The organism is Paraburkholderia phymatum STM815, from assembly GCF_000020045.1.
GTDB classification, from domain to species: domain Bacteria; phylum Pseudomonadota; class Gammaproteobacteria; order Burkholderiales; family Burkholderiaceae; genus Paraburkholderia; species Paraburkholderia phymatum.
Genome location: NC_010623.1, coordinates 39,244 through 54,208 on the forward strand (window position 1 = coordinate 39,244; position 14,965 = coordinate 54,208).

Below are 14,965 nucleotides of genomic sequence, written 5' to 3' on the forward strand. Positions count from 1 at the left end.
CGCATCGTGCCCGCCCTCGACGGCGGCATCTGCCGCGTGAAGCTCCAACGCGGCGAGTTGAGCGCAACTCAGGCGCTCGCAATCGCCGACGCCATCGACGAGCACGCGTCTGGCATCGTCGACTTGACCAATCGCGCGAATCTGCAACTGCGCGGCGTGAAGCGGGGCCATGAAAACGCACTCATCGCGGCGCTGCTCGGCGCGGCACTCGGTCCGCGCGACGCAGCCCATGCGCACGCCGACGACGTGCGCAACGTCATGACGAGTCCCGCCGCAGGCTGCGATGCGCACGCGCTGTACGACACGACCGCGCTCGCCGCCGAACTCCTCAGCTTGCTGCAAAGCGATGCGCGTTGCGCGGCGTTGTCGCCAAAGTTCGCCTTGCTGCTCGATGGCGGCGAGCGTCTGATGATGCTCGATCATCCGCACGACATCTGGTGCTCAGCGCTGCATCCCCGCGATCACGCCGAGCCCATGTTCGCACTCGGTCTCGCGGGCTGTCCGCCCGTGCTCGAAGGACATCCGGCTGCGTTAGCTGCCGTCCCGGCGTCGGAGTTGGTTGCGCTGACGCGCGCGCTATTGCACACGTTCCTCGATCTCGCCGCGCCCGATCACACGCGCATGCGCGACCTGCTTGCCAAACAATCCGTCGAAAGCGTGCTCGCCCGTGCCGAACGCGAAAGCGGCGTGCGCCTGCTGCGCGGCCAGTCGATCCAAAGCTGGCGCCGCGAGCCCGCCGATGCATCCCGACGCTTCGGCGCCTGGCAGCAACGCGACGCACACCGCGACAAGCAACGCTGGCACATCGGTGGCCAACCTGCGCTTGGCCGCGTGAACAGCGCGACGCTGCGCAGGCTCGCCCTTCTCACGAAAGAGCAAGGCGCGACGCTACGCATGACGCCGTGGCAAAGCGTGCTGCTCACCGACATCGGCACAGCGAACCTCGATGCGACCTTGCAAACGCTCGATGCACTCGGCCTCGCGACTACCACGGACAACCCGCTGACGCGCGTGATCGCCTGTGCCGGTTCGACGGGCTGTGTGAAAAGCCTTGCCGATACGAAAGCCGACGCCGTGAAACTCGCCGCGCGCTTACCCGACAATACGCGGGTCCATCTCAGCGGCTGCCCGCGCTCATGCGCGGCCGCGCAGTGCGCGCCGTTCACGATGCTCGCCGCGCAGAACGGTCGCTACGACCTCTACCACACACACGACCCACGCGAATCGACAGGCTTTGGCCGCCTGCTCGCGCGCGGTCTGACGATCGATGAAGCGGCGGACCTCCTGAACGCGTCCGCCGCGCCCCCTTTTGATGAGCCATTCGATGCCTGACTACATTCGCGACGGACAAGAAATCTATCGCCAGTCGTTCGCGACCATACGCGCGGAAGCCGACCTCTCGCGCATTCCCGCCGACCTCGAAAAGCTGGCCGTTCGCGTGATTCATGCGTGCGGCATGGTCGACATCGTCGGCGATCTGCGCTTTTCGGACGGCGCGGGCCGCGCCGGACGCCACGCGCTCGCGAACGGCGCGCCGATCCTGTGCGACGCCCGCATGGTCGCCGAAGGCATCACGCGCGCGCGGCTGCCCGCGAATAACGATGTAATCTGCACGCTCGCCGACCCGTCCGTGCCCGCGCTCGCGCGCGAGCTGGGCAACACGCGCTCGGCCGTCGCACTCGAACTGTGGCGGCCGCATCTTGCAGGCAGCGTCGTCGTGATCGGCAATGCGCCGACCTCGCTGTTCTACCTGCTCGACATGCTCGATGCCGGCGCGCCGCGCCCCGCGCTGATTCTCGGCTTTCCCGTGGGCTTCGTCGGCGCGGCGGAATCGAAGGCGATGCTCGCCGCCGACAGCCGCGGCGTGCCCTTCGTCGCCGTGTACGGACGGCGCGGCGGCAGCGCAATGGCCGCGGCCGCAGTCAACGCGCTTGCCTCGGAGGACGAATAAATGGCCGAACAGAAAGTGATGCGCGGACGGCTTTACGGACTCGGCGTCGGCCCCGGCGACCCGGAACTGATCACCATCAAGGCGCTGCGGCTGCTCAAATCCGCGCATGTGGTCGCGTACTTCGTCGCGAAGGGCAAGAAAGGCAACGCTTTCTCGATCATCGAGGCGCATCTGTCGGCCGAACAGGAACAGTTGCCGCTCGTCTATCCCGTCACGACGGAAGCGCTCGAGCCGCCGCTCTCGTATGAAGCGATCATCGCCGACTTCTACGATACGGCGGCCGAAGTCGTCGCACGGCATCTCGATGCGGGCCGCGATGTGGCCGTGATCTGCGAAGGCGATCCGTTCTTCTACGGCTCGTACATGTATCTGCACGACCGGCTCGCGAACCGGCTGTCGCCGCGCTTCGAGGCCGAAGTGGTGCCCGGCGTGTGCTCGATGCTCGGCGGCGTCGCCGTGCTCGGCCAACCGCTGGTGTATCGCAACCAGACCTTGTCGGTGCTGTCGGGCGTGCTCCCCGAAGACGAACTCAAGCGGCGTCTCGCCGCTGCCGACGCCGCCGTCGTGATGAAGCTCGGCCGCAACTTCGACAAGGTGCGCCGCGTGCTCGACGAACTGGGCCTGGCGGAGCGCGCGTTGTATGTCGAGCGCGCGACGATGGCCAACCAGCGCATCGTGCCGCTCGCCGAAGTCGATCCGATGGCGTCCCCCTACTTTTCGCTGCTCGTGGTGCCGGGGGAAAAATGGCAAGGATGACCGTGCCGCCCGCGATCGTGACACTGGGCGTCGGCGCGCTCGACACCGCACGGCGTGTGCAGGCGCTCTACGACGGCGCACAGGTGCACGGCCTGCAAGGGCGTGTGAACGAAGCCGATATCGCGTACACGGAACTCGGCGCGCATCTGCGCGAACTGTATGCGAGCGGCACGCCCATCGTCGCGCTGTGCGCGGCCGGCATCGTCATTCGCTGCGTGGCGCCGTTGTTGTCCAACAAGGGGGGCGAGCCGCCCGTGCTCGCCGTCGCGGAAGACGGCAGCGCCGTCGTGCCGCTGCTCGGCGGTCTGTCCGGTGTGAACGCGATGGCGCGCGAGATCGCCGGGGCGCTCGATGTGCCGCCCGCGATCACGACGAGCGGCGAACTGCGCTTCGGCGCATGCGTGTTGAATCCGCCCGAAGGCTATGCGCTCGCCAGTCTCGATCACGGCAAGCGCTTCGTGTCCGATCTGCTCGCGGGCGAGGCGACGCGCATCGAGGGCGACGCGCCGTGGCTCGACGACGTGCAACTGCCGCGCGTCGACAACGCCCGCCGGACGATCCGCGTGACGCCGCTCGCCTGGAGCGGTGCCACCGACGAACTGGTGATCCATCCGCGCAGCGTGGTCGTCGCAGTCCATGCAAGCGCGACAGGCGACAACCTGCACGAACGCGTGCTCGAAGCAGCGCGAGTGCAAGGACTGGCGGCGCCGTCGCTGGCCGTGCTGCTTGCCCCGGCTTCGCAGATCGGCGATCCCGTGCTTCGCGACGTCGCGGACGCGCTGCACGTCGCATTGCGCTTCGCAGCGGACAGCGAAGCGGCAAGCAACGCTGCCGACATGCTCCGGCAGACTTTGCGCGTACCGCACACGGCATTCGTTACTGACGCGCCCATCGCATTCGCCGCCGCCCATGCGCCGCTGGATCCCGCTACCGTGGGCCGCGCGCGCGGCAAGCTGAGCGTGGTCGGACTGGGTCCCGGCGATGCGTCGCTGATGGTGCCCGCCGCCCGCGCGGCACTGACGCAGGCCACTGACATCCTCGGCTACGACACTTACGTGAAGATGGCGGGTCCGTTCCGCGCGGAGCAGCGCGTGCACGGCACCGACAATCGCGAGGAGATGCAGCGCGCGCGCCATGCTTTCGAACTGGCGAGTGCGGGACATCATGTCGCGATGGTTTCATCGGGCGATCCAGGCGTGTTCGCGATGGCAGCCGCCGTGCTCGAAGCGCTCGACGAAGCCCATGCCGACGCGCACCGCGCGGCATGGTCCGCCGTCGAACTCGAGATCGTGCCCGGGGTGTCGGCTGCATTTGCGACGGCCGCGCAGGCAGGCGCGCCGCTCGGTCACGATTTCTGCGTGCTGTCGCTGTCCGACAATCTGAAACCGTGGACGGTCATCGAAACGCGGCTGCGGCACGCGGCCGAAGCCGACCTGGTGATGGCGTTCTACAACCCCATCTCTCGCGCGCGGCCCTGGCAACTGGACAGGGCCCTCGATATCGTGCGCGATTTGCGCGCGCCGTCCACCGTCGTGGTGCTCGGCCGCGATATTGGGCGTCCCGGCGCGACGTTGAAGACCACGACCCTCGCCGAACTGCAATCGTCCGATGTCGACATGCGCACGATGGTGATAATAGGTTCGACCACGACGCGCGCATTCAATGCCGCGGAGCCGCGACGCACATGGGTCTATACGCCCCGCTGGTACGCGTGAGCCGTCCACAGACATTCGCAGGTTGCGCGGACAGGCTGATTATCAGATTCGCCCGCAAATCCAGATGAAACATCTTCGACGGCTAAAGAATCGGCTAAAGTTTTCCGATAACGCGTCGTATATATAGCAATTATTACCTGCCACTTTTCTACCGCCCAGCATGCAAACCAGTGAAGACACCGTCCAGACGGGCGCAAGCGCGCCCGTCCTGTCTCGGCAGCTCGCGCCCGACGCCGTGCCAGTCGGTGAGCCGCTCGCGTTTCCGGTGGTCGACAGTGACGGCATGCTGCTGTTCGACCGCGGCGCAGTCGTGATCGGTGCAGAGGAACACCGCTTTCTGTTCCAGCACTTCAAGCCGCAGCGCGGCGACCTGAGCGAGGTCCCGCAAGACGGCGCAGCCGCCCCATTGTCCACCGCGAAGCAGCAGGCGGACGCCGATTCGCTCGCGCTCAAGGACATGCACCTGACGATCGGCGCGTTGATCGGCGTGCGTTCGCAGGTGGGCATGGGCGCGCCGATGCATCCGTCGCGCATCATCGGCTTCGCGCCGAACGAGTCGCTATTCGTCACGCCACCGCTCGTCGACGGCAAGGCGATGCAACTGGCCGTCGGCGAGAACATCGAGATCGTCGCGATCGCGAGCCAGGCCGTGTTCCGCTTCGTGTGTACCGTCGATTCCGTTTGCCTGGTGCCCTTCCACTATCTCGTGCTCTCGAAGCCTGGCGCGGTCCGCCGCCTGCGCGAACGCAAGTCGGTGCGCGTGCGCGCGAACCTGCCGCTGCGCTTCGGCATCGACGCGAACGGCACGGGCTACGAAAGCCTCGGCCTCGTGCAAAGCGTGAGCGCGATGGGCATGTCGTTCGCCGCGCCGTGGACGGTCGGCGAAGTCGGCAAGCGCATTCGCGTGGCGTTCGCGCTGCGCTCGAAGGATCTGGAAACGTCGATCGAAACCACGGCGATCATCCGCAATGTGCAGGCGGGCTCGTCTCCCGGCGACCCGATCACGCACGGCATCGAATTCGAGAAGCTCGATCAGGTCGAGCAGATGGCACTGAAGGTCTACGTGTTCGACCGGATCGACGATGTGATCTTCTGGACAAGCGGTCCGAAATAGAGCGCCCAGTTCTTCGCTCAGTACCCGTCAATGGAAAAACGGCCTGGTCATCCACGATGACCGGGCCGTTTGCGTTGTGGGCCGCACGAACGGCATGCGGACCCGGAGGTTGCGTGACGTGCTGCTATGGCTGCTGCGGCGCAGGTTGCGACTGTGCCGGCATCTGCCACTGTTTGCGCAACTGCAGCTGCTGTTGCGCTTGCGGCCGGACACGCGCGGGCTGCACCGGCTGCGGTGCTTGCGCAAACCGTTGCGAGCCCGCATCGGGCGTGGGCACGGAAGCGGCTGTCTGCCCGCTCACGCGAATCTCCACGCGCCGGTTAGGCGCCAGACACTCGATGACGGCAGGCTTCTTCGGGCCCGGACACGTGACTACAGGCGCCGTCGAACCCGCGCCGCGCACGTCGAAGTGCCCAGGATCCACGCCGCGCTGCTTCAACGCGTCGGCGACGGCCTGGGCGCGACGCCGCGACAGGTCGCGGTTGTGCGCGACCGAGCCGAAGCGGTCTGTGTAGCCGATCACGGTGACGACGTCGATGGCCTTCACACGCTTCAGGTTCGACGCGAGCACGTCGACGGCCTCGAAGCCTTCCGCCTTCAGCTTCGCGCTGTCGAAATCGAACAGCGCATCCGCGGACAGCGAGATCGGCTTCTCGGGCAACGGCGAGTCCGCAGCCGGAGGCGGCGGAGGCGGCGGTGCGCAATGGTCGAGTTCGTCGTTGACCTGCACGCTCAGCTTCTTCGCGCGCTCGATCGCCTCCCAGCCGTGCACCCAGTGCGTGCCGTGCGTTTCGTCCTGCTCTTTCCAGACTTCGTCCGTCAACGCGAGCAGACGCCCGGCCGATTCGCCCTTGCACGTCGATGACGCAGCGCGGGCGTTGGTTGCTTCGATCGAACGGATGGCCTGCACCCACTTGTCGCGAGTCGGCCAGTTCTTCGCCGCGTACAACCCCTGCCACGGCGCGCCGTTGTCGATCAGAAAGCGCGCGTTGCCGAGCGCACGGTTCGCCGCATCGTTATACACATTCGAAACGAGGACATGACTATCCTGCCGCTCCGCGATTTCGAGGAAGCCTTCGGCCGCCCCGCGTCGATAGGGATCGGCGATGCGCTGCGCCAGTGGTGTCAGCGCCTTGACCTGACTCGAGATGCTTTCCGCGAACGCCGGCGCGGCAATAACCGCCGCCAGTGTCGCGGCGAGCGTCATGAAGACCGGGCCGCGTAGTTTTGGTGTTTTCATCGTTTTTCTCCCCGCCCGCCGCGCTCGTCGCGCGGCGGGCTGGTCACGCGTTTAGAACCCGAACGTCGCGCCGACGGAGGCGCCCGTGCTTGCGCCGTAGCCCGTCGAGCGAGTCACGTGCGCGTTCACCAGCAAGCGGTCGTTGACCCAATAGTTCGCACCGAGCGCGATGGCAGCAGCGCCGCCATACGTACCTGCAGCCGCCGACATCTGGAAGTTGCCCTCTGCCCGTGCATTCGGGATCAGCGACGTTGCCGCCATCGCCGCCGCGCCGAGCGAGTTCATCTTCTTGTCGAGGTTGTTGATCTGCTGGTTCGTGTACGCGTTCGCGGACTGGACACCCTGGCTGACCTTGTCGTCGACCGATGCGTTTGCCTGCGCAATCGCCTCGTTCAACTGACCGACGTTGACGGCGTCCGTGGACGCAGTGCCCGCGGCAACGTTCGTGACCCGGCGCTGCTGCGTAGCCGAGCCGACCGACACCGTGTTGTCCTGATCCGCGACGGAACCCGCGCCGAGTGCAACGGCGTTGTTGCCGCTGGCCGACGCGTTTGCACCCATTGCGACGGCGTTCTGGCCCGACGCGTTCGATGCATAGCCCGCCGCGACCGACTGCGTGCCGTTTGCAACGGACAGCGCGCCCATTGCCGTGGCGTGCGTGCCGCCTGCCTGCGCTGCTTCCGTGTTGCGGTCGCCGTCGCCGACGAACAGCGTATCGACACCCGTTCCCGCGTTCGTGATGTTGTTGACCTGGGCCTGCAACGCCGCGTACTGCGAGTAGTTGACGGCATCGTTCGACTGTGTGCCCGCTGCGACGTTGTGGATTGTCACGGGCGCTGCGTTCGCCGTACCGTCCCCCAGCGTGATGCTGCTGTAGTCGGTCGAACCGTTCGCGTTCGTGTCATACGTCACGGCGGCCTTGGTCTTGCCATTGGGGTCGATAATGCCGGCCGCTTGCAGCTGTCCGACGTTCACTGCATCGGTTGCCGCCACCCCTGCCGCCACGCCCGACAGGATGCGCGCGCCCGCCGTGCCCGTGAAGTCGACGACCGAGCCGTCGGTCTTCGACGCAACGAGGATGTTGCTGCCCGGCTGGTCCTGCGTGACCATGCCGATGCCGCCCTCGTTGATCTGCGTCTGCAGGTTGGTGATGTCCGTGCTGTTCGCATAGACACGGGCGTCGAGGTTCGTGATCGCACCGCCGATCGTCGTGACGGTCGAGCCGCCAACGACATACGTCGGGTTGCTGATCGTGCCGTCGTTGTTCACCGTCGAACCGCCGCCGATCGCATTCGCCGCCGACGCCGCCACGTTGTACAGCTGCGTGCCGTTCACCGCTTCGAGGCTCGATGCACTCACGTTGCCCGCCGCCACGCCCGTCAGCCTGCGAGCACCAGCCGTGCCCGTAAAGTCGACGAGCGAACCGCCCGTCGCGGACGCGACGAGGATGTTTTTGCTCGTCGCATCCTGCGTCACGAGACCGATGCCGCCTTCGTTGATCTGCGTTTGCAGGTTCGTGATGTCGGTGCTGTTCGCATAGACACGGGCGTCGAGGTTCGTGATCGCGCCACCGATCGTCGTGACGGTCGAGCCGCCAACGACATACGTCGGATTGCTGATCGTACCGTCGTTGTTCACCGTCGAACCGCCGCCGATCGCATTCGCCGCCGATGCCGCCACGTTGTACAGCTGCGCGCCGTTCACGGCATCTGAACTGGATGCGTTCACGTCGCCTGCCGCCAGCTTGTCGATCTTCGTGCCGTTCGCGCCTGCCAGCGTGATCTCACTCTTGTCCTGGGCGTTGTAGACCACGCCCAGTGCATTGCCCGAACCCGCTGCGTTGTTCAGAGCCGTCAGCGCATCACCGACGTTGGTGTACGTCGCGCCGCCGAACGTGTACTGCGGAGCCGTGATCGCGCCCGTCGTTGTATTGACCGACGCGCCGCCGCCAAGTGCCTGAGCCGTCGATACACCCTGTGCATACAGCTGCGAACCGTTCACGGCTTCCGAGCTGGTTGCGTTCAACGCGCCTGCCATCAGACCGCTGATCTTCGTGCCGCTTGCGCCCTTCAGCGTGATCTGATTCTTTGCCGCGGCGTCGTAATCGACAGCGAGCGGATCACCGCTCGATGCGATGCGCGTATCCAGCGACGACAACGCTGCGCCTACGTTGGAGTAGGTGCTGCCCGCCAGCGAGTAGGCCGGTGCCACGACTGCGCCCGTGGTCGGATTGACCGATGCGCCGCCGCCGAGCGCCGTCGTCACGCCAGAGAGCTGGGAGACGTTGACGGCGTCGGTCTTCTGCGTGCCTGCAGCGACGTTGATGATCTGGCGTTGCTGCGTGTTGCTGCCGACGGAGACGATGTTCGCGCGGCCGCCGTCCGTGCTGGCGTAACCGAGGACCACATCGTTGGTGCCGGTCGTCACGATGTTCTCGCCAATGGCCATCGTATTCACGCCACCGACCTGCACGTTGTTACCGATAGCCATGTCGTTGGCCCCTTGGACCAGCGTACCGTTGTTGCCGATCGCAATCGCGTAGTCGCCGTTCGCACTGACCTGTGAACCAATCGCTACAGCGCTCTGTCCGTCCGTTATCGCCGTCTGGCCAATAGCGACCGCGCTGTTGTCCAGCGATTGTGCGTTGTCGCCAATCGCGACTGCATAGTCGGCTGTCGCCTGCGAGTTCAGGCCGATCGCCATCGAATCCTGGCCTTCGGCATACGTCATACCGACCTTATCGGTGGGACCGGAGAAGATCAGCTGATCCGGCGTCAAGCTGGACGGCGACGGGAACGCTCCGCCCACTGCGCCGACAAGCTGCGTCGACCGGACGGCGGGTGCGGAACCCAGCAAGGCGGGCTTGGATGCAAGCGAGGTTTGCAGATTGGTAATAGCCGTCTGAATATCCGCGTTGACCTGGCCAACCGTGGCCGCATCGGTGGCCGCTGTGCCGTCCGCGACGTTGACGATTCGACGCGTCGACACGGCGCTGCCAACCGCGAACGTGTTGGCCGTGTTTGCCACGGAGTTGACGCCGAGCGCCACCGAATTCGAAGCCGTCGCATTCGCGCCGCGACCGATAGCGACTGCGCCGTTGGCCGTTGCGACCGCATTGCCGCCAATCGCGATTGCATCCGTACCCGATGCCTGGGATTTTGCTGCCGTGCTCGGGCCGAAATTGATGTACTTCAGGCTCGTTTGCAGGTTGCTCGACGCGTCCAGGAAGGCCGACAGTGCGGAACCCACATTAGAGTACGTATTGCCAAGCACGTTGTACGCCGGCGCTACGATCGCGCCCGTCGTCGGGTTGACCGTCGCCCCGCCGCCCAGTGCAGCCGTAACACCCGCGAGTTGCGACACGTTGACCGCATCCGTCGGGTTCGTGCCGGCTGCAAGGTTCACGATCTGGCGCTGCGAGCCCGACGAACCGACGGACACCGTGTTAGCGCGATCGGCCACCGAGTTCGCGCCCAGCGCGACTGCGTTGCTTGCCGTCGCCACCGCGTTCGGGCCTGCCGCGACGCTATCCGTACCCGTTGCCGATGCATTCGCCAGCGACGAATTCACCTGGAAGTACTTCAGATTCGAGCCGCCGCTGATGTTGTTGACGATATTCGACAGGTTCGTCAGGTTGTTGCTGACGTTGTTGACCTTCGCGTCTTCCGCCATCAACTGGCTCAGGTTCACTGCATCCGTTGCCGAGTAGCCGGCCGCGACATTCGTGATGCGGCGTTCCGCGCCCGATGTGCCGACGGACACTTCACCCGCGGCCGTACCCGCCGAAATCGTCAGGCCGCCCGGCGCAAAGCCGGTCGAAGCAAGCGTTGACGAGTTTGCAAGCGAGTTCGCACCCAGCGCCACCGAGTTCGATGCCGAAGCCATCGCTGCGCCGCCGATTGCCACCGAGTTCATGCCCGATGCCGTCGAGTCCGCCAGCGTCGAGTTTGCATGGAAGTACTTGATGCCACCGCCGACCTGGATGTTGTTGATGCGCGCATCGATGCTGGTCAGCGCGCCGCCAACGTTGTTGGTCGTTGCACCCGCCACGTTGTACGTCGGGTTCGTGATTGCGCCCGTCGACGGGTTATACGACGAACCGCCGCCCAGCGCCGCTGCCGTCGCCGCGCCTTCCGCGTTGACCTTGGCGTCTTCAGACATCAACTGGCTGACGTTCACTGCGTCCGTTGCCGCCGAGCCGGCTGCGAGGTTAGTGATGCGGCGATTCAGACCTGCATTGCCCACCGAAACTTCACCTGCTGCCGTCGTGCCTGACAGCGTGGTGCTGCCCGGGTTGTACGCGGCTGCCGACAGATTGGCCGTCGTCGTCGCGTTGGAGCCGAGTGCAACCGAGTTCGACGCCGAAGCGCTGGCTGCACCGCCGATTGCGACCGAATCCGTGCCTGATGCGGTCGAGTCGGCCAGCGTCGAATTCGCGTGGAAGTACTTGATGCCACCACCGTTGATGATGGTGTTGTTGATGACGTTGTTGAGGTACGTGATGTTGTTGCCCATGTTCGTCACACGGGCATCAATGCCTGTCAGCGCACCTGCGATATTGTTGTAGGTACCGCCCGAAACGTTGTACGTCGGGTTCGTGATTGCGCCCGTCGACGCGTTGTAGGACGAACCGCCGCCCAGCGCCGCTGCCGTTCCTGCGCCCTCGGCGTTGACCTTTGCATCTTCCGACATCAACTGGCTGACGTTCACGGCATCCGTCGCAGCCGAACCTGCTGCGACGTTGGTGATGCGGCGATTGAAGCTTGCATTGCCGACCGACACTTCGCCCGACGCCGTCGTGCCCGACAGTGTCGCGCTACCGGGGTTGTACGCGGCTGCCGACAGGTTCGCCGTCGTCGTCGCGTTCGAGCCCAGCGCGACGGAGTTCGCTGCCGTTGCGCTCGCGCTGTTACCGATCGCGATCGCGCTCGTGCCCGCCGCTGTAGCTTGCGGACCCACGGCAACCGCATCCGTTCCCGATGCCGTCGAGTCGGTCAGCGTCGAATTCGAATGGAAGTACTTCAGGTTGATGCTGCCGCCAAGGTTGTTGACGACGTTGCTGAGGTTGCTCAGGTTGTTGCTGACAACGTTGACCCGCTGGTCTTCCGCCATCAGCTGGCTGACGTTGACCGCGTCGGTTGCCGCATAGCCTGCCGCGATGTTCGTGACGCGACGCTCTGCACCTTGCGCACCAACCGACACTTCGCCCGTAGCCGTTGTGGCCGAGATAGAGAAGCCGCCCGGCGCGAAGCCGGCCGACGACAGCGTAGCCGCGCTGGCGACGGAGTTGCTGCCGAGCGCGACGGAATTCGACGTCGTCGCAACTGCGTTACCGCCGATTGCAACAGAGTTCGCACCGTTCGCCAACGAGTCCGCCAGCGTCGAGTTGGTGTGGAAGTACTTGATGCCACCTCCGTTCGTGATGTTGTTCACCACGTTCGTCACGTTCATCACGTTGTTCGAAATGGCCTTCTCGCCCGCATCGAGCGCCGACAACGCAGCGCCTACGTTGACGTAAGTCCCACCGGCGACGTTGTACGCCGGTGCCGTGACTACGCCCGTCGTCGGGTTGACCGTTGCGCCACCGCCGAGTGCGCTGACGGCACCCTTGAGCTGCGAGACGTTCACGGCGTCGGTGTTCTGCGTACCGGCAGCGACATTGACGATCTGACGCTGCTGCGTGCTGCTGCCCACTGACAGGACGTTTGCGCGTCCGCCGTCCGCGCTGGCGTAGCCCAATACGATGCTGTTGGTACCCGTCGAAACGATGTTCTCGCCAACGGCCATCGTGTTGACGCCGCCGACCTGCACGTTGTTACCAATCGCAATGGCGTTATCGGCTTGCGCCAAAGTGCCATTGTTGCCGATTGCAATGGCGTAGCTGCCGTTCGCCGACACTTGCGAACCGATGGCGACCGCGCTCTGTCCGTCCGTAATCGCCGTCTGCCCGATGGCGACCGTGCTGTTGTCCAGCGACTGTGCGTTGTCGCCGATCGCGACTGCGTAGTCAGCCGTCGCCTGCGAGTTCAGGCCGATCGCTATTGAATCCTGGCCTTGAGCATAGGTCATCCCGGCCTTATCGGTGGGACCGGAGAAGATCAGTTGATCCGGCGTCAGACTCGACGTAGCACCGAGCAGTTGGGTGGAACGGAGGGTGGGAGTCGATCCCAGCAACGCGGGCTTCGACGTCAATGGGGTTTGCAAACTGGCGATAGCCGCCTGAATGTCCGCGTTGACCTGGCCAACCGTGGCCGCATCGGTGGTCGCCGTGCCGTCCGCGACGTTGACGATTCGACGCGTCAACACGGCGCTGCCGACCGCAAACGTGTTGGCCGTGTTTGCCACGGAGTTGACGCCGAGCGCCACCGAATTCGAAGCCGTCGCATTCGCGCCGCGACCGATAGCGATTGCGCCATTCGCCGTCGCGACCGCATTGCCGCCAATCGCAATCGAGTCGGTGCCCCCCGCCTGTGCCGCAGCTGCCGTACTTGCGCCGAACTTGATGTACTTCAGGTTCTGAACGATGTTGCCCGTGTTGTTGTTGATGCTGGCGAGCGCATCGCCGACGTTCGAGTACGTCTGGCCGTACACGTTGAACGTCGGCTGTGCGATGGTGCCGTCGGCTTTCACCGATGCGCCACCGCCGATTGCCGTCGTCACTCCCGTCAGTTGCGAAACGTTGACTGCGTCGGTTGCGGCCGTACCTGCCGCCATGTTCGTGATCTGACGCTGAGCCGTCGACGAACCGACAGAAACCGTGTTATCGCGATCCGCCACCGAGTCGGCGCCAAGCGCGACCGCGCTATTTGCGCTGGCCGTTGCAGCCGGACCGGCAACGACGCTGTCGACGCCCGTCGCGGTCGAGTCGGCCAGCGACGAGTTCGCGTGGAAGTACTTCAGATTGCCGCCGCTGCTGCCATTGCCGATGTTGTTGATGCGCGCATCGATGCTGGTCAGCGCGCCTGCAACGTTGTTATACGTTCCGCCCGAGATGTTGTACGTCGGGTTCGTGATCGCGCCCGTCGTCGAGTTGTACGAGGAACCGCCGCCCAGCGCCGCTGCCGTCGCTGCGCCCTCGGCGTTGACCTTCGCGTCTTCCGACATCAGCTGGCTGACGTTCACGGCGTCCGTGGCCGAGTAACCCGCTGCGACGTTTGTGAGGCGACGCTCTGCGTTTGCCGAACCGATGGACACTTCGCCCACAGCCGTCGAAGCATTGATGGACGCGCCGCCTGGGTTGAAGCCGGCCGAGCCGAGCGTCGTCGAGCTCGCGATTGAGTTCGCGCCCAATGCAACCGAATTCGATGTCGAAGCCGTCGCCTGTCGGCCAATGGCGCTCGAGTTCACCCCGGACGCGATCGCCGTGTCGCCAACGGCCAATGCGCTTTGCGCGGATGCCGTCGATTGATTGCCCAGCGCAACGGAATAAAGTCCGCTCGCGGTCGCATAGTCGCCGAAGGCATCGCTCTGTTGAGCGGTCGAAAGTGAAGCTGCGCCAATTGCAACGCCGGAAACACCCGATGCCGTGGCAAGCGGGCCCATTGCAATCCCGTACGAATTCGATGCAAGCGCCTGAGGGCCGACTGCGATCGAATTCTGGCCGGATGCCGCGGAGTCGGCGGCCGTCGAGTTCGCGTGGAAGTACTTGATCGTACCGCCGTTGCCGTTGTTGCCAATGTTGTTGACTGTGTTGCTGAGAACGTTGACCCGGGCGTCTTCCGCCATCAACTGGCTAACGTTGACAGCGTCCGTGCCGTTCAGGCCTGCAGCAACGTTCGTAACGCGACGTTCCGCTCCGGCTGAACCGACCGACATTTCGCCACCCGCGGCCGACGCCGCAGAAATTACCGCGCCGCCTGGCTCGAAGCCCGCCGACGACAGGGTGGTCGAATTGGCAACAGAGTATGCGCCAAGCGCGACTGATTTGGACGTGGTTGCAGACGCCGACTCACCCAGTGCAACGGAATATGCCCCTACCGAAGTTGCGTCTTGCCCGACTGCGCTCGACCCGGTTCCAGAAGCATGAGCCGCCTGCCCCAACGCAGTTGCATAGTTCGCGCTGGCTACAGCTGAATCGCCAAAAGCCGCCGCAGAAAACCCGGTTGCAGTAGCCTGATTGCCGACGCCAGTTGACCAGTCACCTGTGGCAGTTGCAAAACTGCCAAGCGCCGTCGACCAACTGCCACTGG

General features: G+C 65.0%; 7 protein-coding genes and 1 pseudogene. 5 read left to right on the forward strand and 3 right to left on the reverse strand.

The annotated features are described in order from the left end of the window. Positions 1-6 precede the first annotated feature (6 nt). From cobG to BPHY_RS16010, 5 genes are all read left to right on the forward strand, one after another. Positions 7-1,332 (forward strand): precorrin-3B synthase, encoded by a 1,326-nt coding sequence (cobG, locus tag BPHY_RS15990; RefSeq protein ID WP_244257816.1) that lies wholly within the window; start codon positions 7-9, stop codon positions 1,330-1,332. Further along, positions 1,325-1,951, forward strand: coding sequence for a precorrin-8X methylmutase (locus tag BPHY_RS15995; RefSeq protein WP_041764245.1), 627 nt, complete (start codon positions 1,325-1,327; stop codon positions 1,949-1,951). The genes cobG and BPHY_RS15995 overlap by 8 nt, the downstream gene beginning before the upstream one ends. Continuing rightward, positions 1,952-2,707 carry a precorrin-2 C(20)-methyltransferase gene (locus tag BPHY_RS16000; RefSeq protein WP_012402486.1) on the forward strand — a complete coding sequence of 252 codons (756 nt, stop codon included), beginning with the start codon at positions 1,952-1,954 and terminating at the stop codon, positions 2,705-2,707. After that, entirely contained in the window at positions 2,695-4,422 is a 1,728-nt protein-coding gene (gene cobJ, locus BPHY_RS16005; RefSeq protein ID WP_041764246.1) for a precorrin-3B C(17)-methyltransferase, read from the forward strand. The genes BPHY_RS16000 and cobJ overlap by 13 nt, the downstream gene beginning before the upstream one ends. Positions 4,423-4,582: 160 nt before the next feature. Next, on the forward strand, positions 4,583-5,536 hold the full coding sequence (locus BPHY_RS16010; RefSeq protein WP_012402488.1) for a flagellar brake protein: 954 nt from the start codon (positions 4,583-4,585) through the stop codon (positions 5,534-5,536). 124 nt (positions 5,537-5,660) lie between these two features. On the opposite strand, the gene BPHY_RS16015 is transcribed toward BPHY_RS16010, so the two are convergent. From BPHY_RS16015 to BPHY_RS44445, 3 genes and pseudogenes are all read right to left on the reverse strand, one after another. Further along, positions 5,661-6,776 (reverse strand): OmpA family protein, encoded by a 1,116-nt coding sequence (locus BPHY_RS16015; RefSeq protein ID WP_012402489.1) that lies wholly within the window; start codon positions 6,774-6,776, stop codon positions 5,661-5,663. Between the two features lie 51 nt (positions 6,777-6,827). Next, the gene (locus tag BPHY_RS41385; protein WP_052306112.1) at positions 6,828-14,591 is read right to left on the reverse strand and encodes a YadA-like family protein; all 7,764 of its coding nucleotides are present in this window, start codon (positions 14,589-14,591) and stop codon (positions 6,828-6,830) included. A gap of 93 nt (positions 14,592-14,684) precedes the next feature. Then, positions 14,685-14,828: pseudogene (locus tag BPHY_RS44445) on the reverse strand (trimeric autotransporter actin-nucleating factor BimA); the annotation flags it as partial. Between the last annotated feature and the right edge of the window lie 137 nt (positions 14,829-14,965).

Coding starts and splice junctions, on each gene's coding strand:
- BPHY_RS15995 (WP_041764245.1), top strand. CDS start 1,325: ATGCCTGACTACATTCGCGACGGACAAGAAATCTATCGCCAGTCGTTC.
- BPHY_RS16010 (WP_012402488.1), top strand. CDS start 4,583: ATGCAAACCAGTGAAGACACCGTCCAGACGGGCGCAAGCGCGCCCGTC.
- BPHY_RS16015 (WP_012402489.1), bottom strand. CDS start 6,776: ATGAAAACACCAAAACTACGCGGCCCGGTCTTCATGACGCTCGCCGCG.
- BPHY_RS16000 (WP_012402486.1), top strand. CDS start 1,952: ATGGCCGAACAGAAAGTGATGCGCGGACGGCTTTACGGACTCGGCGTC.
- BPHY_RS41385 (WP_052306112.1), bottom strand. CDS start 14,591: ATGTCGGTCGGTTCAGCCGGAGCGGAACGTCGCGTTACGAACGTTGCT.
- cobJ (WP_041764246.1), top strand. CDS start 2,695: ATGGCAAGGATGACCGTGCCGCCCGCGATCGTGACACTGGGCGTCGGC.